Genomic DNA, 19,587 nt, shown 5'->3' on the forward strand with positions numbered 1-19,587 from the left:
ATCGCTGTGTGCAGGTAAAGGCAGGTGACAAATACGCTCCTTTTGTCGCGCTGTTGGAAACGTCAGCCAAAGATTAGTTTGCTGTGGTAAATAGCTCAACTTTGCAACGGGGTTTGTAAGCTAAGCTGTACTTTTTGGTTTACAAAAAGAAGTGTGAATTTTAGATAACATTAACGTGAAGTTTACATTAAGAATGCTGATCCCGGCTTTTCGTTTTTGTTGCTTGTGTTAGTTTACGTTGCGCAATGATAACGCTGTCATTGTGAGCTAATAGCAGTATTACTAACACAAGGAAAGTTAAATGAAAAAAATAACCATGACCCTGCTGGCCTCTGCCGGTATGGTTTTTTCTGCAACCAGTATTGCCGGTATCTATCAAAATCCGGGTACGGTGGAATTTGCCACCCGTATGGCGATCAAACACAGTGTGATTGATAGCAGCAGGCAGCACAGGGAGCAGGAAGGCTGGATGAATGTTGCCACTACAGATGAGGGGGCGACTTCGGGATTTTATCAGGCCCAAAACTGGTTCAGGATACACAAAAGCACGGTGAAAATCGGCTCGGGCCTGGTGTCTTTTGAATTTGATCCCGCCAAACTCGATTGCACCCAGGGCTTTAGTTTTAACCTGGAAGTGGGAGAAGATACGGTTGCCGTGTTTAAACCTGACTGTGACGACCTGCTGAATGCGTCGGTGAGTTACCCGGTAAGCCATACCTTTGATCTTATTCCCGAGGTGATCAAGCCTAAAGTGGCGGTGCCGCTTGATCCTCTGGGTTTAGTGCAGGTAGGGGTAAAATTTGGTATCGGGGTTGAAGTCGGGGCCGATTTTACCGTCGGCGGTGTTATCGGCGGTTATGATAATGACCAACCTTTCGAGTCAGGTGGTGTTCGCCGTCCGGACTATATTTACGCCTCTGTTGAACCTTATATTTCCGGGCAAGTGGACGGTGCGGCCTATACCACTATCGGTCACGGCATTGCCGAAGCCGGGGTTAAAGGCAAACTTAACCTGGTGACCGTGAAAAGCAAGGGGTATATGGAAGCGGGGATCCGGCGTGTTGAAGTAGACGAAGATGTCGTGGAACAAGGCTTTCTTGAGTTAAAGATCTCCGGAGAATTATCCGGCGGTGACGGCAAAGTTGATGCTTATTGCCATAAGCTATGGGGGTTAATTAAGTTCAACACCAACCTGATGAAGTGGGACCCGCTTTATCGTTATGAACATACCTTCTTTGACTATGCCAGCCCGGTATGGGAAACCCTTTAATAAGGGATATCAGCTCGCTGATATCAGTGAGTAAGATGATGTGAGGGGGAATTTCCCCCTCATCTACTTGAGTGAATTTTAGAAGATGGTTCAAGGAAGATAACAATGAAGCAACCGGTATCAAACTTTCTCTTATGCGCTGTTTTTGGTGTTTTTATTAGCTGCGTGTATTGGTTTTACCAGCAAACAAATCTAGCCCCCCAATCTGGCCAGAGCGCTATGCCTGCAGAGCAGGCCACAGCAGAAAGGGAGCGGAAAAAGCGCTTCTTGCCTGTAACTAAGGGGGCTGATTCAAAGCATGCCTTACGCGGGTTTGACTATAACATTACCACTGAGGTGGTGAATAATGACCAGGTGGAGCTGGCAAGCTCTGTCTTTACCGGAAAGCTGGTGTTAAAGCGCGTACCGGCACAAAATTACCGGGATATCTCTGCTCTCGAAAAACAGGGGAATGCAGCGTTTATCTGGCAGGGAAAAATGCTCGACGGGCAATTAAGCCAGGGAGGTAAAACCAACCGGTTTGCTCAGGCAATATTATTTACCACTCAGTATCAAGGTTTTGTTTTTAATGACATAAATTTGCTTGGACTAGATGCCGCTCATCCCGCCAATGCCGTACGTTATTTGCTCAAACAAGTCTCTTATGATCTTAAGCAGCCGATAACCATAGCAACGGTGACCGACATTGCCCGCTACCGTTATGCGCAAAAGGATAACCGCCTGAGCCGGGAGCTTGAATCGCGGGAAATCTTGCATGAGACTCATGCGCAAACGCTGAATACTTCGGTAGAAAAAGTCAGCGAAAACTGGCAATTAACCTTGGATAACAATGCCTTGCCTGAAGCATTGACCCATAGCCTGGCGACCTTTTATCAAAGCCAGGACGGAGGCTTTGCCGTCAAACAAAGGTTAACGGTTACCGCCCTGGATAGAGCAGCCCTTGAAAAGGTAAAGTTCAGGCAAGAGGGCAGTTATAGCGCGGATGCCAACAGCTCACTTGTCTATCAGGCCCCCGGACTTAATGCGCAGGACGATATCCACTCATATGAAGCCTTGATGCAGGCGCTGGCAAAACTTGCCATTTTGCCCGATGAAGCCCTGGCAAAAAGCATAGGCAAGTACTTAATCGGGCATTACAGCGCCGATGAGCTGGTTAAGCTGATGAAGATGCAGGAGCACTTTAGTGATAAAAAGCATGACAAGCTGGCTTCATTAATCATTTACAGTATCCAGAAAAACCCGGAATTTGCCGCCGAAGTGATCTTGGTGGATTTATTGGAGCATCCCGAGCTTGAAACCATTAATAAGCAAAGGGCTATTATGTCGCTTGGGCGCTTTGAAGCTATGTCGGAGTACGGTTTAACCCGATTGCAGCAGCTGGCGCAAACATCGGATAATGTGCTGGCCCATACCGCGCAGTTAAGCATAGGCACGGCGGCCCGTTATAACGAGCAGCAAAAAGAGAGCGTCAGCGATTACTTGTCCGGGCAACTCAGGCAAAGTGACAATAAGGCGGTGACTTTACTGGCCATTAATAACAGTGGCCTCAACACCTTAAATGCTCAGGCGGTCAATTACTTAGGGGATAAATCTGCGGCGGTGAATGTTGCTTTGATAAAGCTACTGGCAAAAGATCCCGCCTATCATCAGCAGTTGATAAATTATGCCATAGTGTCCAACCAGGCCAAGACCATTCATGCCCTTGGGCGGGCGCTAGCGGCAAAGCAATTGATGTTAAGCCCGGCACAGGAGCAGCAAATATCGGCGCAAATCAATAAAACACAAACCCGAGTAGTGAAAGATCAATTGCTTGCCTTGTTAGCGCATGAAAAGTTAGCAGAGGAAAAACAAAGCTGGTGATAGGCCATTTCTATTTTGGGGGGTGGAAAGTGAACCTACCGGCAAAGGCCGTGTTGTTAACGGCCTTTACCGGGGAATTCTACCAAGAAAGCTGAATTTACTCTTCCCGAAAAGCTTCTGCCGTCAGGTGATGACGGTTTAACAGCTTGTAAAATTCGGTGCGGTTACGCTGGGCAATTCTAGCCGCCTGGGAAACATTACCCGCGGTGAGTTTTAACAGTTTTGCCAGGTAATCGCGCTCAAACTGATCCCTGGCTTCAACGAAGGAGGGCAGTTGGGTGGTTTTATCCCTGAGGGCATTGCGGACTAAATTGGCGCTGATCAGCGCCTCGGTACTTAACGCCACACTTTGCTCCACCACATTTTGTAACTGGCGGATATTGCCGGGCCAGGGGGCCGAGATCAACAGCTCCATTGCTTCGCCGGAAAAACCTTTGATATCCTGGTGTACCTGCTGGGTGCAGTGATTAAGAAAATGCTGTGCCAGCAGCGGAATATCTTCTCGGCGCTCCGACAGCGGCGGTAATTCCAGCTCTACCACGTTCAGGCGGTAATAGAGATCTTCCCGGAAAGTGTTATCGATAATGGCTTGCTGCAGGTTTTTGTGGGTGGCGGAAATGATGCGGACATCAACTTTCACCGACTGGGTACTGCCGACGGGTCTGATTTCTTTTTCCTGCAGGGCGCGCAGCAGTTTCACCTGGAAACTCATCGGCATATCGCCGATTTCATCTAAGAATAAGGTACCGCCGTCGGTGGCCTGGAATAAACCGGTATGGTTTTTTTCTGCGCCGGTAAAGGCGCCTTTACTGTGACCGAATAATTCCGACTCCAGCAATTGCTCGGGAATGGCGGCGCAATTAATGGCGGTAAAAGGTTTTTGGTGGCGGTGACTGGCCTGGTGAATCGCCTGGGCCAGCAACTCCTTGCCGGTGCCGCTTTGACTGTGGATCAGCAGGGGAAAGTCACTGCGCGCCACCTGCTGGGTTTGCTGCAGCAGGGATTCCATTACCGTGCTGCGGCTGATGATTTTTTCCCGCCACAACTGTTGTTTTGCTTGGGTGGTTTGCGATGTCGGCTGCAGCCGGATGGCCTGCTGCACGGTTTCCAACAATTCCTGGCTTTCAAACGGTTTGGTTAAAAAGCTGAATACCCCTTGCTTGGTGGCGTTAATGGCATCGGGGATAGTACCGTGGGCGGTCATGATCACCACAGGCATATTGGGGTGTTGTTTGCGTATCTGTTCAAATAACGCCATGCCGTCCATGCCTTCCATACGTAAATCGCTGATCACCATTTGCGGGTGAAAACTCTCCAGTATGCCCAAGGCGATTTTGGCATTGGCGGCGGATTCAACCGCATAACCGGCGGCAGATAAGCGGATCCCCAGCAACCTGAGCAGGCTGGGATCATCATCGACAATCAGTATTTTTTGTTTTTCTGCGGTTACGCCCGCCTTGATCACCTTGTTATTGCCCATGTTTATCAATTGCCGTTTCTATGTTTTTCAGTTGGGTGAGTTTTTGCTGTAATTCGGTTAACGAACTTTGCAAGCCGCCGAGCTGGCGGTTAAATTTTTGCTGGCTCAGGCCTTTTTCCTGCTCCAGGGCGGTAATGCGGGCCTGGGCATATAACTGTTCGTTTAACTGGTCTTTTAACAGGCTTAATAATGCCAAATCTTCCGCCTTTAAGTAGCTCAGGGATAAGACTTCTTTGGGCAGCTGATTGAGCTGATCCTTGGCATTGTAGGGATTATAAATCGGCGAGCTTGGCAGGGCTTTTAACAATAACAAATAAATATCATCTGTGAAGTCTTGTACTTGTTGCCCCTGATTTTCTCCCTGCTTTTTCGACTGGCTGACCCGATCGATTTCATCGAGTAGCTCTGCCGGATTAAGCTGCTTCAGTGACAGATAATATTGGCTGAAATTTGCTGCCGACAGTGGTGCCTGATGGTGGAAATTTCTTGTCCCTGATGCCTGAGAAGGATCTGTCAGCTGGCAGCCGCCGAGCAGTACTAAGGTGCATAAAAAGGCCGTGAAGCGCCAGGTATTACCCGGTTGATTTGATGGCTTACGCTTGATTTTATTCGCTTTCATTGGGTTATGTTTCATTTGTTCTCATTAAAAATATAGGCCCGCGGTAAGGTCACGCTCACCTGTGTGCCGCTGGGGGCTAAGGTGTTACTGAAAAGCTCGATACTGCCGTTTAATCTCATCAATAATTCCTTCACTATGGTCAGTCCCAGGCCACTGCCTTTTATTTGGCTATTTTCAGGGGCCGGTCCCTGATAGAAGGCATCAAATATTTTTTGCTCTATTTCGCTGGCGATGCCGGGGCCCTGATCTGTTATGGTTAATGTCAATTGGTTAGCTTGTAGCTCGCCGTTAAAGATAATGCTGGCATTGACCGGTGAGTATTTTATCGCATTTGATAACAGGTTATCTAATATAACCTGCAATTGTTTGGCATTGGTGTGCAGGTAAATGCCGCCAAGTGCTTGCTCTATCTTGAGTTGCTTGCGTTTGATATCGAGTTTACGTTCCTGCAATACCTTGTCCAGCAGTTGCTCCAGGGAAACTTTTTCCGAGTCCTGCAAGCTGGTGGAGTCGAGCACAATATTGAAATCCAGCAGGTCTTCTATCAGGCGCTGCAGGCGCTGGACACTGTTTTTGATGATATGGCAGATTTCCTGCTGACCGTCGTTGAGCTCGCCGACGCTGTTGTCATAGAGCAGCTCGGTGCCTTCCCGGATCGCCGCCAGCGGGGTCTTTAACTCGTGGGAGATATGGCGGATAAAACTGGATTTTTGCAGTTCAAGTGCGTGTAGCCGGGTGCGCATCACTTCCAGGGCTTCGGCTATTTCCCTGATTTCCGGAGAGCCTTTAAGGATAATTTGCTGCTCAAAATCTCCCTGCTCCAGCCGCTGAATTTTCCGGGTCAGCAGCTTCATGGGTTTAGTGATCAAAAAGATAAAAAAGCCGGCAATGAGCACGGTGACGGGAATGATCACCAGGCCTTTGAGGATGACATTACTGACTTCTTCGGCTGAGGATTTGATATAAGTTGCCTGCAGGTCAATCAGCTTGTTGCTGCGCTGGTTGATTTTGTGGGTGATCGCCGCCAGGTGCTTAAATTCTTGCTGCAACTGCTCCAGGGCAAGTTCATCCGATGAGATGTTGCGCTTTTCGGTCAAAAATGACCTGTGAATATTTTCCAGGGCAAGGGATAATGCGTTGACTTCAGAGGTCAGCACCAGATCCTGGTTATCCCTGGACTGCTGAGTGAGCACGGTTTGCAGGTGCTGCTGCCGGCTTAAAAACTGTTCCTTTAAGGCTTCGTCTTTAAGCACCACATACTGGCTGGCAAAACGCTCCATCTTTCGCAAACTTTCATTAATTTCACGGTTACTTTTGATCAGGCGGGCTACGTCAAAGATGGCATTGGCGCCTTGTTTGGATAACAGATCGACCTGGGCCGCACTGTAGAGTAACGCCAGCACCAGCGGCAGCGCCACCAGGGTGAAACCTAACAGGGTGAGTTTCTTGATTGACAGGGTTTCAATGCGGAAAAATTTACTGAAAATAAATGCTCTGATGCCGCGGGGAAATAAACTTTGCCGGCGCAGCGCCTGTGCTGATTTGCTTAATTGAATGTGTTTCACGTTAGTTTTTGTTTTTTTATGATGCTGACAAAGGCCTTTTTATGTTATCCCGGAGGAAAAAACAATTCTGTCTCAAATCGGCGACAAGCTTTTTTACTTGGTTTTTGGCTTGTTAGTTTTTGATTTTTAAAGCTTTTAATTTCTGATATTCGACATTCTCCACCAATAAGTTTATCTAAATAATTTAACTGTTGCCATCTGGCGACAGCTGTAGAGGGGGACTTTTCGTTTTATCAAGATAAAACAGCTAGTTACCATTTTGGCCTGGTTTGTGCTTTCTGGGGTGGCAAGAGCAATGTTGTGCTTGTTTTATCCCAGAAATGAAAACGGAAGGTGTATGAATCAGATAAGTTTACTCAAAGTCACCCTGGCGGTGTTGGCCTGTGCTTTAGTGTCTACCATTGTCTATGCCGGCGAAACAGCCGGTGATGAGGCCGGCGCTGGCGCTGTTGTTAAGGATAAAACACCTAAGCGGTTTTCAAGTATTATCACGGCATTTGATACCGACAAAAACGGCAAACTTAATGAATCAGAGATCCTCGCCAGTCGCAGTAAAACCTTGCATAAAAGGTTGGCACGCATAGATCTCAACCAAGACTCGGAAATAAGTCATGAGGAGTTAATGGAATACCTCAAAAACTATTAGAGGCAAATAAACTATTTGCTTATTTTCCATATTGACGGCTGCTTTATTGTCAGCAGCCGTTTTCTGTAAAAGGTAAACATTATGTCAGACGATATATCACGTTATGTACAAATAGATGACTGGATTTTTGAAGTGAAAATGGTTCGAGCCATTCGCACCGAGCGCTACGGAGAGCCCTACAGTGCCACTGCCAGTGTCAGCCTCAATGGTCAGCACGCCTTTATTGATGGTTTGATGACCAGTGATCAGGCGGAATTTACCCGGGATGATTATCAAAGTTTTCGTAAATTTTTCACGAAAATGAATGTTGAACAGGTGAATTTTGATCGCTACAAACAGAATAAGCTAAAGTCCGATACCATACCTGTCTTTACTTCGGTAGAAAGGGCTTCGGTAGAAAAAGCAGCGAAAGAAAAAGCCCCGTTAGAAAAAGTTTCCGTGAAAGAAATACCGGAAAAAGAAGCACCGCTGTTACAGCTGGTACTTGGCTAACAGGGCATTTGCCGGTTGCTTTGATATTTTACTACGCAATGATACTTGAGCCGATATAGCATTATCATGCGGTGCGTAGTGTTCCCATTCTCTTTTTTCAGTAAAGGTTTTCTTCGTTAATGTTTTCTCCCGGCTGAACTCAGCTTGATTTTTGACCCGTTTGCGTTTGTTATTACCTGCTGTTTCTAATGGAGCAGGGGTCAACCGAAAAATGGCAGCGGGTTCAGGATACGCGCTTCTATGATCACCGCATTTAATAATTGGCCGAAGCTATCAAAAAACTGCAGCGCCTTGTGGTTGTTCTGATCAAGGCATACATACTTTTTATTTTTAATATCAAAGGCTAACCTGTACTGGCTTTCGTCGCCATAATAAATATATTGCCGGTGAAAGTCTTCCTGCCAAAAGGCAAGGTTGACCTGGACAATGCCGGGTAAAAAGTACGGGTCGAGTTTTTCTGTGGCGCCGTAGATGTTGAGGCCATTAAGGGAAAATCCGTCCGAGAGCTGTAAGCACTCTACATATTCAGGAGACAGAGGTTGCTTTAAATATTTTTCACTGAGTTTTGTCAGCTGCTCCAGCTCCTGGGATGATGCGGGGGCCAAGAGGAAGCCTTCTTCATAGGTCTGAATTTCTTCGTTATTTTTGCGCTTGAGAGAGGCGAGGATCTGATTAATATCTGTCATTAAAAACTCCTTGGCGTTTTAAGCTGCTCAACAGAAATATTTTGGCTTTGGCTTGAGATAAGGGGGGAGAAAAGGGAATAAATACCGCGCCTGTCAGGCATTGTGGTAACCAGGTTAACCCATGTTGCAGATGTAGACAGCTCCCTTGTCACTACCATGTCCTTAAATCAATAACTGAGTTGTGTCTGATTTAACAGTATAGCAATGATATCAGGGAGGTTTGCCAACTCCCTGAAAATTATTGCTGTGCCCGTTATATCCGGGCACAGCAGCTTTGTCCGTTAGCGCTGAGCTTATTCCTCAAACACATGCAATTTGCCGTCGAGGTCGCCGACAAATACCTGGCCATGCTTGATCGCCGGGCTTGAATGCACGCCGCCGTTGATATAGCTGTTATTAAGATATTGTGGCTGATAGCGCCATTTTACTTCACCGCTGTTGCTGTCAATTGCCGCAAAGCCTCGGCTGATGGGTTGCCAGTAGTCATCGGTACCGGCAGAGCCGATATAAACGGTATCGTCGGTGACGGCGGGTTTGCCCCAGCTCCAGCCGGATAAGGGGGCCGTCCACAGTAGCTCCCCGGTTTCACTGTCAAACTTATAGAATTTAAGCGAGTCGGAGCTGGCGATAAAGAATGTTCCGTGCTCTGATCCCGGGGTTGCCGTTGATTCAACCCAGGAGCCGCCTTCATAGGTGTAATCCCAAACTTTTTCCCCGGTTTTTTTGTCCAGGGCATACAGTTGGCTGTCCCGATTGCCGACGATAACCTTATCGTCAATAACGCTCGGGGCTGAAACAAACCTGAAGTCGTAATTTTCCAGGTTGGCGGCAAATTGCCATACCTGCTGGCCGCTTTTGCGGTTAACGGCGTAAACATGCCCATCCCAGCTGGTGATATAGACCAGGTTGCCGGCAACGGTGGGGGTAGCGCGGATCCTGTCTTTGGCGCTGAAGGTCCAGATGACTTTTCCCTGATGCATATTAATGGCAAAAAGCTCGCCGGTGGCGCTGCCGACATAGAGGTATTTTCCTTTAATCACCGGCGATGATTTGGCCCAGTCAAAATCCCAGGGGGCATGGCCTGCGGGGCCGTTGCGCTGCTTATCGCCATCGCCGAGATCTATCTTCCATAATTCCTCGCCGGTACGAGCATTTAAGGCATAAAGATAACCGTCGTCACTGGTAAAATAGAGTTTTTTGCGTTTAAAAGCCGGTGTCGAGCGGACTATGCCGCCGGTGGCTTTTTTCCACTTTAATTGCCGGCTGTTGATATCAACGGCATATAAAAAACCGTCATCGCTGCCAAAGTAGGCGGTATTATGCCTGACCTTGATATCGGTCCAGATAGGCCCGCCTGTGGCGAATGACCATAAATGATCGCCGCTTTTGGCATAGCTGGTATTGGGGTGAATAAAATAGCTGGCCATCAGTATGACCAGGATAAGTTTTAGCAGAGATATTATCTTCATTCGTGCTTCCTTTACGTTATTAATCTGATTAAGTCATTTTTGGGCTTTATCAACCGGGTTAACTTGCTGGCTTGGCTCACAAGTTTCAGCCCGGTAAAAGTAAAGGCTGCAAGGCTTTTTTGTCCTGAATCGGTTCTTAAGAAGTCTTAAGATACCTTAAGTACTTGTTATTTATTGATAATAAATGGTTGTTGAAAAGGGCTTAAGACAAAACCAAGTTGTTTCAAAGAAAGAGATTTGCGGGATTTTGTGTACCTTTGGCTGAAACCGGCGGCTATTTTTTCCTTAGATAGCAAATGAACTGATGCTTGTTGTCTAAGGAAAAATCACTTTTGAGATTAAGTTAAAGGCCGATTTGCGCCAATAATTGTTGAAATTGTGGCTGGTGGCGAATGGCGTCGTATTTAGGATCAACGTTTAGCCATAAAACTTGGTACTGGCGTTTATTAACCGCTTGTTGCAGTAATTCCAGTGCCCGGGCATGGTCACCTGCACTGATGGCGTAACGGGCCAGGGAAAGGGGAGGGGTATACTGTCCCAGGTTATATTGCAGCTTATCTTCAAAGGCTAACCAGTGATATAAGCCGGACAGGCCAAAAGTTGTGAACTGCTGGCGTTGCTCCATGATGGTGCTGTTTTTATAACCGGCCCTGGCCATTAGCCAGAATAACTGCTCTGCGGCTGCTTGCTCTTGCCCCTGCAGTTCATATATCGCCTGTAAAGAGACATGGTGCTCGAAACTCTCTTGCTGGAAAGGGCTAAGTTTTATCAGCTCCTGATAACCTTTTTCATAGTCCCTGGCCATGGTATAGATCCAGGCTATTGCGGGCCTTGAGTAGGCTTTGGGGTTTGCCGCGATATATTGCTGGCTATACTGGCGCGCAAGCGTGTATTTTCCTTGTGAAAGCAAGAACTGGGCGTAGAGATGATCTGCTTCTCCTTCGCCGGCTGCTTCTTGATAGTGGTGCTGTGCCCGGGGAAAGTCCCATGCCTGCCAAAAGCTCATATTGGCCTGCGTTAAATGCGCGGCTTTGTTGGCGGCATCGAGCTCAAGCGCATTGTTAATCAAGCTTTGGGCTTCCCGGTAAAGCTTTTCTTTTTTATCTTGCTGAAACTGCTGGTATTTTAGTTCGCCGAGCAGGGCGTAGGCCGGGGAAAATCCGGGTTCCAGGGTGATGGCATGTTGCAACAACTGTGTTGCCCTGGCCCGATAAATCGGCTGCGGGTTGTCACTAAAGAGCAGATAGCGTGCTTTTTGGTAGTCATCCCTGATACTCGCGGGTACGGGAGCGCTATTTCCTGTATTGTCTGGGTTATTGGTGTCGCCGGGGAAAAGTAAAGGTTGCTTGCCTGGCATATAAGCCAGTGCCAGGAATAATATCGGTATCAATAGCGCTGTTGACAGCCAAAAAGCACTTTGCCCTTTCTTAAGGGGGAAAATAGTGCGGCTGTTTTCAGCTACGGTATGCTTGCTTGACTGTGATGGGGCGGACGCCTTGCCTGGGGAAGTAATTTCTCCGATCAGGTTTGTGTTTGATGCTTGTTTTTCGGCTGTTTCTTTGCTGTTTTTCGGGCTTTTATCCGGCTGTACCAGAAATTTATAGCCAACCCCGGGGATGGTTTTTATATAGCTGGGGTTACGGGAATTATCACCTAATGCCTTGCGCAGGTGGGCAATGCAAACATAAAGGGCATCTTCGGTGACCACACGTTTGTTCCATACCTGTTGCAGCAGTTCACTTTTAGTGAGGTCTTCCCCGGGCCGGGAAGCTAAAAATGCTAGTAATTGGCTTTGTTTGTTTTCCAGTTGTACCCGGGTGTTTTCGCGACTAAGCACATTATTGTTTATATTTAAGCTCCAGTCGGCAATGCTAATGTGAGCCGGATCCGTGTGCACTGACATATTAACCTGTTATTTAGTATGAGAAGTGAGTATCAAAAATGAGCATAAAAATTAGCTGACATAATCCATAAATTTCAGCAAGCTCCCGGATAGTTCAAGCCGATAGCATAAACACCTTTTTAATATTAGCCAAGCCTGGGGCCTGTTTATCTTTGGGCGTGAATTATCTTTTTGGCTATTTTTACACCTATCCGCGTTAGAAAAATGTCATGTAGAATAACTACACGTCCATTTTTCTGCCTTGATATGTGCAAAAACCGCTCAAAAATCTTAATCCCCTCAAAAGATAAACAGGCCCTAGCGGGTATAGATTTTTTTAAGCTGGTGCCATGCCTGGGACCAGCTTTCGGTCAGCTCCAGTTTTATCCGGGCATAATTAGGGGTCGCCTGCAGTACCTTGCCATGAAAAAACAGCCGATTATTTTCCTGGCGGTAGCACAGGTTGATGTTCTGATTGTTTGATAAGGAATTTACCGGTTGCTCAAACTGTATCTTAATGCCGGTGGCGGAAACATCCTTTAACCGGCATTCAGGGCCGTTGTGTTTAGGATCCAGCTGCAGTTCCACCATGTCGGTATCGCTGTAATATCTTGGCGTTGTCCGCCGGTCAAGTGTGCAATATCCCATGGTATGGGAATTAAAAAAGCCAAGCAGGCCATTGGTGGTACTGAGCAGGATAAAATCGGCGATATTATATTTTTCCCCCGGTAGCAGCACTTGTATGCACAGCATGATGATAAAGGTTGTTGCAGCTAATAATAGCCCCTGTATGAATGAAGCCCGGTATAAGGACTGTTGGCAAAGCTGTTTATCACGGCTTACAGGTAAAGTATCAAAGCGGTAACAGACAAAAAGTGTGATCAATAGCGGTATCACCGGCCAGAGCAGGTATTCCCAGGGGGAATGGGACGGGGAGAACGAATTCAGTCTCGACAGGTAATCTGCGAAAAATAAAGCGCCGGTGATAGATAAATAGGTCACCAGGGAGGTGCTCAAGTAAACCTTCCACGGACGAGCCAGGTTTTTTTTATAATGGCTGGATAAGTCAATTTCTTGCCAGAGTTGATGGTGTTTCAGCAGATGCCGGGCGTAATAAGCAGTAAATAAGGCGGTGCTTAAGGTGAAGATGCCGGATAAAAACCAGTAACCCATGGCACTTACCGGGGTGAGCTGATCAAAGGTACCCGGTTGAAACTGGCCGGGAAGCAAGGTTTTTAAGGCGAAAAAGCCCAGGCAAGCCCCCGTGAGTACAATAAGCAGCCGCCAGGTGTGGAGGACTAACTGGTTCATTTGATCAAAACGGGGATGGCTTTCTTTGATGATTTCAAAACCTAATTCTTCGATAAGGGCTCTGCTTTGTTTTGGATTGAGTTGCCGGTGAAGCAAACCACAGGTGATCAGGGCATAAATATGTTTGAGTTGTTTAACTACCCTGATTTTGAGATCGGAAAAATCATTGATGTCATTTTGCTGTAAATTCTCCAGCTCCCGGGTAATTTCCTTGTGCTGTGCTTTGATTTTTGCCAGGGGGAAAGCACTGAAGCTTTTGTCCTGGGAAAATAACAGCTGCCATTTTTCTTTATTGATTTCCTGGTAAAGGTATTGGTATCTGAGCCAAATTCTCGGGAAATTCAGTACCATGCCCATTTGGCTGTTATTAAAAAACGACTCTTTGAACAGGGCTTTTTCGGCGGGGGAGGCTACCGAATATAATAAAGGTAATTTGATCGGGTTATCGTTGAGTAGGGCAAACAGGTCGCGGGCATATCCTGGGATGCGGGCCCGGGAGTGTAAAAAGCGCTTGGTATTGTCCAGCAAGTCTTTGAGCAGGGGCAGGTTAGGCAGCAGGGTGCTGATAATAATGGCCACAACAATATTTTTAATCACCGGATGGCTTTGGGGTAAATCAAGCAGCATTAACGCCAGGGGATCCCATACCTCTCTGAACAGGCTGTATAGCAGGATTAATATCAGGATATAGATCAGGTTATATAGCTGGTATCTGCGGTTACCGGAAAGCACCTTGGGAGAGAATTTCTCCATGTCTATCAGGGTTTCAATGGTATAAAACTGCTGGTTGTCCTGCTCCAGCCGGTAATGGGGGAAATTGAAAGAGCTCAGGCCATACACCAGTATGATGGCCAGCGCGGCGATGAGAGAAATGAGGTTGGGGGTTAGTTCGAACATCCAGCATGATCCATTTTTCTTCCCTTGCACTTTAGTCTAGCATAAAGCCTGCATTCTTATGGTAAACGGCTGGTTTGTTATGCTGCGCTTGGTTGGTATTAGATGTCTGTGGTTGATTGCAGCGAGTAGCAGGGTAAAGCTAGTATGAGGCAAGCCGGGGTTTAGTGCAGATGGTTTTAGTGAAATAGTCTTATCCGTATTCTTGATGCAAGAGGTGAACTTCATTCCCGAGAATTCAGATACAAGCTCGCTTCACAGCTGGTGAAGTATGCCCTGGCGACTTTGACCATTGAATTATCTTTCAGGCCTCTTAGAAAAGGCCTGCAGTTCCAATCACCCTAGTTTAAGGGGAAGTATGCCTTCAATATATTTACCCCGGTACTTGGCCGGATCAGACAACATCATATTCAGGCTTATCTTTGATGATCTCGGCAACTTTAGGCTCAGGGTGGGCGCTGTAAAAGACCTGATCTTTGACATTGAGTGCGGTGATATAATCGATAAAGGCAGCTTGATTTTGTTCTATCGGGATAAGGTCTTGCGGTACCAGTACATAACTTAGCAGCGCATTGAGCACATCACAGTGATGATTGATCACCTTGTGCAGATAGTCGATAAAGTCACCGTCATAGGTGGTGCAGACCTGTAATTTCGCGTTATGGTCGAGAAAAAGAAAAGGGGAATAGTCCAGTTTACCACTTTCCTGACAGCTATCCGGGGTCAGATATTTAAAAACCTGGCGTAAGTTGACAGCATTTTTCCTTATCGGTGGTTTGACTTCAAATATAAGGTTGAGGGTGTTTTGTGAGGGTCTGAAATTGTTAAATACGTCCATGTGTTTACCTTATCAGTTTGTTTTTCTTGTTAATGCTAAAGACTGAAATTCCGGTTAACTTGCAATCGCGCTATGTTGTCCTTTGCTGCTAACTCGCTGTTTAGATTCAAAGGGGAGCGGCAAAAGCCCGAAATTTAAGCTCAATAACATCATAAGGACTTTTAATTTAAAATTAAATAACAATTTCGTCTATAAAAGAAGCATATTAAGCCATTAGCTTAGGTACAGGGAAGGGAGGGAAATCAGGGGACAGCTAAAGCGCGCCGGTGACTGGCGCGCAACTGATTGATCAGCTTTTAGAAAATAACTGTTTCAATAATTCGGTGCTTTGTTTTTTAGGATCCGTCCGTATGGCTATTTCTTCTGCTGCCAGATTATCAAAAATACTGCCTATGGCTTTTTGCTGCACCAGGGAAAGTATCATGTCGGCATCGGCATCATTCATTTCGGGCACAAAAGGCAGATTGCGGTATTTGTTCATGATGTTTTCATAAAGTTCAAAAGCGCCGACACCGGATAAACTTTGTTTGATCACCGGGATCATGGCGGTACTGATAGGGACGGACATGGATTGTTCGAGATATCGGGTGGCGGAATCACTGCCGCCGCGATAGAGCTTTTTGATATCTTCGAGTTTAAGCTCGGCAATGGCATTTTTTAATATCGGCCCCGCCCCGGGAATAGCCTGCTCTGCCGCCTGGTTAAGGCGTGCCTCCAGTTCTTTGGGCAGTGCGCTCATGCCCACTTTGCTTAGGGCACTGGTGACGGTTTTCAGTGATGAAGGTAAGCTGATATGGCGCTCGGGATTGTTGTTAAAGGCGCCCGGTTGCTGTAATTCCCGAACCACGGTATCTGTGCCTACGCTCAGGGCCTGTTTTAATCCTTGTGAGATCTGTTCGTCGCTGAGATTGGCGCCAACGGTTTTGTCTTTAATACCGTTGATGAGTTTTTTGGCGCTGTTCCACCAATCTTCTTCTGCTTGTGCCGGCATGCCCAATATCAATAAGACTGACATTAGTGCAATAATATTTTTTTTGTTAATCCGGGAATCAGGCTTCATATAAACTACTCATGTTATTGATATGATTAATAGAATAGCAAATTATTCACGAGTTACCATAAAAAAAGCCGGCACAGTGCCGACTTAATTCGTTTTTAAGCTGTTGAAGCGATTGTTATTTTCTCGAACGCTTCACTTCTGTGGTGATCACTGCTTCCATACGGCGGTTTGCTGCATGGGCCTCCCGGCTATTGCCGGGGGTTTTCAGCCGGCTTTCGCCGTAACCTTTTGCGCTCACCCGGTTTGGATTGATGTTAAACTCCCCGGTGAGGATTTTTGCCACCGCCCGGGCACGTTTTTCGGATAAGCGCTGGTTATATTTTTCATCCCCCAAGGCTGAAGTATGGCCGGCCAGCTCTACTTGGGTCTCGGGGTATTGCTTCATAAAGCGGGCCACTTTTTCTATTTCACTTAAGTAGCGAGTCTTGACCTCTGACTTATTGTTGTCAAATTGCACCAGCAATTCTATGGTGACGGTCTCATCCTGATATAGGGGGCAGCCCTTGCTGTTGACTTTTTCACCCCGAGGGGTTGTCGGGCAATTATCCAGGTTATTGGCAACCCCGTCGCCGTCGTTATCACCACAGCCTTTGTTATTAACCTTGCTGTTGGCAGGCGAATTGGGGCAAAGATCTATATTATCACTGATACCGTCATTATCACTGTCCGGGCAGCCGGCGTTATCAACTCGGGCGCCTGGCGGGCTTGCGGGGCACAGATCGCGGCTATCAGGGATGCCGTCCCGGTCACTGTCGACGGGTTTACTGATTTTAGGTTTGTTGGTATCAAAGAAATAGACCAGGCTTAGCCCCAGGGAAAAGTCGGTGTGATTTTCCTCCGGGGTAAAATAGGCTTTGGTTTCGGCCTGCAGGGCAAAATTATCCTGAAAATAATGACGGTAACCGGCGCCGAGGTTGACGGCAACATCCCGGGCTTGCAGGTCCATCATATTGATGCCGGTAACAAAATAAACATTCTTGGCATCGGGAAATATCAGACCATCAATGCCGAACATCCGGCCGTCCGGGCTTTTGCCGTTATTTTCAACTTCCAGGCTCAGGTTACTCCAAAAGCCCCTGACTTCAAAGGTCGGGTTGACCCGATAGCCAAAATGCAGGCCGGCACCATAGCCGTGATCAATACTGGTAGTCGTGGGGTTGTCCACCTTTCTGTCATTATCAGTGGTAAGGTAGAGGCTATCAACGCCGAAATAGGCATTGCCCACCAGGACTTTGGCATCCGGGGTTTCCGCCAGGCTTGCCGGTGAAGAAAGCAGTAAAGAAAAACCGCATAAAACAGTGATTGAAGACCACAAGAATGTTGTGAATGTTTTCCAGGTTAAGTTTTTCATGATTTAACTTTTTATTTATATTTTCAGTTGTTTGTGCGTTAACTATGAGTCAAAGACAGCTTAATTTCCAAATAAATCTTTTAATTTGTCTGTAATTTTATCTTTTGCTTTTTGCTTTAATTGCTCACTGGCTTCACTTTTTAGATCTGCCTTGATTTTTAGTTGATGGAAAGGACCTTTGATTTTGACGGGCAGGGTTAATCCTGACGTTTTTTCTGTGCCTGCCTGCCCCTGGGCTGAATTGACCAAACGGGTGCTGAGGCGGTAGGCTAAGTGGCTTTCTGGCAGGTTTATTTTTCCCTGGCCGCTAACCCTGAGAAAGGGGTTTACCAGGGTTAGCTGGTTATTTGTGCTTATGCCTTGGGCAAACTGAAAATTGCCATTGAGGGCGGCAAAGTCTGTTTTTTCTGACTGGCTGAAGTCTTTATCCAGGCTCATTTTATCAAAATTTCCGCTGAGCAGGTTTTTAGCACTGCGGGCCAGCGCTGCGAGATTAACACCTTTTATGGCGCCATCGCTTAACTCGGTGCTTATACTGCCATTAAGCTGGTTGATAAAGTCATTCAGGCTTTGGCCATGACTGGTGAAAGAGAAGTTGAGTTTACCGCTGCCGATAAGCTGCTCAACACCGATAACATCCCTGAGCAATGGCTGAGCCTGGATACCTGAAAGGGAAAACTCTGTGTTTAGCTGATACGGTGTGGTGGAGGCATCGAGCTTGATTTTCCCCTTGCCCTGGCCCTGGTAAGCATTAAATTGAGTTAACGCTATTGCTGCCCGTTTATCTTTCAGTGAAATATTTAGCTGGTTTGCCCCCAGGGTGATGTCATTAAGTTTGAGTTGTTCAGAGCTTATCTTGAGATCGGCGTTGATTGCCCCGAGAGCGGCCAGGTCTATCGGGGTTTTATCCCAGACTATTGGCTGAGCTTGCTCGTCTGAGGGGGCCTCTTTTTCGGCCGGAGAAGGCGGTGGGCTTTTTTCCGTGTCAGGCTCCGGGGCTGCTTTATTTTTTGGCGGCAGATAAGGTGTTAAATTCAGTATACCAAGATGAATATCGCTGCGGATATAGGGAGGCGTGGTTAAGTGTAAATCCGCTTCTCCTTTTACCGAGAGGACATCTAAACTGGCATTGAGCTGGTTAAGACGCAGGATATTGTTGTTTAAATGCAGATTGCCGGTCAGGGAAAACTGGTTAAAAGCCTGTGTTTGTGCCTCAAGCGGCAGTTTTTGCCATAAGGCGATATTTTTTACCGAGTCGCCTGAGAGATTGAGTGTTCCGCGGATGTCTTCGCCAAGGTTGGTTATTTTTCCGTTGTAGTTAAAATTTGCCAGTGCTGACGTTAACGCGATGGAAAGGGTAAAGCTTTGTCTGTTTAAAGCCTCGATGGGGGTTGATAAGGTACTGGCTAAGCTAAAAACTTGCTCGGCATAACGTATTTCACCGTTAATTTTTAATGCCTGGTGCAGTGAAGGCAGCAAAATGGCCAGATTGAGTCTGTCTAGTTTAATGCTTTGCTGCGAAACGTTTTTTTGTTTGTCCAGATAAGTGATAGTACCGTTTTGAATTTCTATCTGGCCTAACTGCAGATCAAAGCCTTCCGGCAGGGACATTGACTGGTGTTGTGGTTTTATCGCATCTGCTGTTGATTTTTGCCCGGGGGAGCTGGCCTTTGGGTTTGAAGTGCTATTGTTTGCCGGGATAAATTGCCAGTTTGCTGCCCCCTTATCGTCGACTTCCAGCAGGATATCCGGCTCTATAATGATAAATTTTTCGATATTGAGTTGTTTTGAAAAAATGGACATCCAGGGCAAATGAATTTGCATCGATGTCATTGTCGCCATGTCTTTTCTTGAACCCTGTGGCAGGTTGGCAAAACGGACCCGGTTAAGCTCGAGCACTAAGGCAGGAAAAAAACTGAGTTTTTTCTCTCCGTCGATAAACAAGGAGCGGCCGGTTTGTTTTTCTACCTGGCTGCTTACCTGTGCCAGGATGTCATCCGATGAGATGAAAAAGGGTAGGATCACGACCAGGCAGATGATAAAGGCGATCACCGAGCTCAAGACTTTAACTGCTGTGCTCATATTTATCCTTAAATGTTGTGCTCCGGAGCCGGCGGCTCTCAGATTTTGTTGATGTTAAAGCACCGTTATTACTATAGCCAAG

At 46.8% G+C, this 19,587-nt stretch carries 15 protein-coding genes; 4 read left to right on the forward strand and 11 right to left on the reverse strand.

Going from position 1 to position 19,587, the window contains the following annotated elements; translation table 11 throughout:
- The first annotated feature begins 301 nt into the window (after positions 1-301).
- Together QL234_RS06720 and QL234_RS06725 are read left to right on the forward strand one after the other, a co-directional pair.
- The gene (locus QL234_RS06720; RefSeq protein WP_281557075.1) at positions 302-1,270 is read left to right on the forward strand and encodes a hypothetical protein; all 969 of its coding nucleotides are present in this window, start codon (positions 302-304) and stop codon (positions 1,268-1,270) included.
- A gap of 219 nt (positions 1,271-1,489) precedes the next feature.
- Positions 1,490-3,130: a hypothetical protein gene (locus QL234_RS06725; RefSeq protein WP_281557076.1), complete on the forward strand. Its 1,641-nt coding sequence runs from the start codon at positions 1,490-1,492 to the stop codon at positions 3,128-3,130.
- Positions 3,131-3,227: 97 nt separating this feature from the next.
- Here QL234_RS06725 and QL234_RS06730 read toward each other — a convergent pair whose 3' ends face one another.
- The 3 genes from QL234_RS06730 to QL234_RS06740 are packed head-to-tail and all read right to left on the reverse strand — an operon-like array spanning position 3,228 to position 6,794.
- Positions 3,228-4,610, reverse strand: a complete 1,383-nt coding sequence (locus QL234_RS06730) for a sigma 54-interacting transcriptional regulator (protein ID WP_281557077.1) — start codon at positions 4,608-4,610, stop codon at positions 3,228-3,230.
- Positions 4,600-5,244, reverse strand: a complete 645-nt coding sequence (locus tag QL234_RS06735; protein ID WP_281557078.1) for a hypothetical protein — start codon at positions 5,242-5,244, stop codon at positions 4,600-4,602. Before QL234_RS06735 ends, QL234_RS06730 begins: the two co-directional genes overlap by 11 nt.
- Positions 5,241-6,794: an ATP-binding protein gene (locus QL234_RS06740; protein ID WP_281557079.1), complete on the reverse strand. Its 1,554-nt coding sequence runs from the start codon at positions 6,792-6,794 to the stop codon at positions 5,241-5,243. The genes QL234_RS06735 and QL234_RS06740 overlap by 4 nt, the downstream gene beginning before the upstream one ends.
- 337 nt (positions 6,795-7,131) lie before the next feature.
- On the opposite strand from QL234_RS06740, the gene QL234_RS06745 reads away from it, so the two are divergent.
- Both QL234_RS06745 and QL234_RS06750 read left to right on the forward strand, forming a co-directional pair.
- Positions 7,132-7,440 (forward strand): hypothetical protein, encoded by a 309-nt coding sequence (locus QL234_RS06745; protein WP_281557080.1) that lies wholly within the window; start codon positions 7,132-7,134, stop codon positions 7,438-7,440.
- A gap of 81 nt (positions 7,441-7,521) precedes the next feature.
- Positions 7,522-7,932, forward strand: coding sequence for a hypothetical protein (locus tag QL234_RS06750; protein ID WP_281557081.1), 411 nt, complete (start codon positions 7,522-7,524; stop codon positions 7,930-7,932).
- Between the two features lie 200 nt (positions 7,933-8,132).
- Here QL234_RS06750 and QL234_RS06755 read toward each other — a convergent pair whose 3' ends face one another.
- The 8 genes from QL234_RS06755 to QL234_RS06790 form a co-directional block, all read right to left on the reverse strand.
- On the reverse strand, positions 8,133-8,618 hold the full coding sequence (locus QL234_RS06755) for a YrhA family protein (protein ID WP_281557082.1): 486 nt from the start codon (positions 8,616-8,618) through the stop codon (positions 8,133-8,135).
- A 293-nt stretch (positions 8,619-8,911) separates the two neighbouring features.
- Positions 8,912-10,087: a PQQ-binding-like beta-propeller repeat protein gene (locus QL234_RS06760; RefSeq protein WP_281557083.1), complete on the reverse strand. Its 1,176-nt coding sequence runs from the start codon at positions 10,085-10,087 to the stop codon at positions 8,912-8,914.
- 343 nt (positions 10,088-10,430) lie between these two features.
- Positions 10,431-11,990, reverse strand: coding sequence for a winged helix-turn-helix domain-containing protein (locus QL234_RS06765; RefSeq protein ID WP_281557084.1), 1,560 nt, complete (start codon positions 11,988-11,990; stop codon positions 10,431-10,433).
- A gap of 297 nt (positions 11,991-12,287) precedes the next feature.
- Positions 12,288-14,177, reverse strand: a complete 1,890-nt coding sequence (locus QL234_RS06770) for a hypothetical protein (RefSeq protein WP_281557085.1) — start codon at positions 14,175-14,177, stop codon at positions 12,288-12,290.
- 391 nt (positions 14,178-14,568) lie between these two features.
- A complete protein-coding gene (locus QL234_RS06775) occupies positions 14,569-15,012 on the reverse strand; it encodes a hypothetical protein (protein WP_281557086.1) in 444 nt (147 codons plus the stop codon).
- Between the two features lie 289 nt (positions 15,013-15,301).
- On the reverse strand, positions 15,302-16,027 hold the full coding sequence (locus QL234_RS06780) for a DUF4197 domain-containing protein (RefSeq protein ID WP_281557087.1): 726 nt from the start codon (positions 16,025-16,027) through the stop codon (positions 15,302-15,304).
- A gap of 160 nt (positions 16,028-16,187) precedes the next feature.
- Positions 16,188-17,423 carry an OmpA family protein gene (locus QL234_RS06785; RefSeq protein ID WP_281557088.1) on the reverse strand — a complete coding sequence of 412 codons (1,236 nt, stop codon included), beginning with the start codon at positions 17,421-17,423 and terminating at the stop codon, positions 16,188-16,190.
- Between the two features lie 60 nt (positions 17,424-17,483).
- Complete coding sequence (locus QL234_RS06790; RefSeq protein WP_281557089.1) at positions 17,484-19,505, reverse strand: AsmA family protein; 2,022 nt, start codon at positions 19,503-19,505, stop codon at positions 17,484-17,486.
- Positions 19,506-19,587: the final 82 nt, after the last annotated feature.

The sequence above is a fragment of the Thalassomonas sp. RHCl1 genome, from assembly GCF_947387555.1.
In the GTDB taxonomy this organism is placed as follows: domain Bacteria; phylum Pseudomonadota; class Gammaproteobacteria; order Enterobacterales; family Alteromonadaceae; genus Thalassomonas.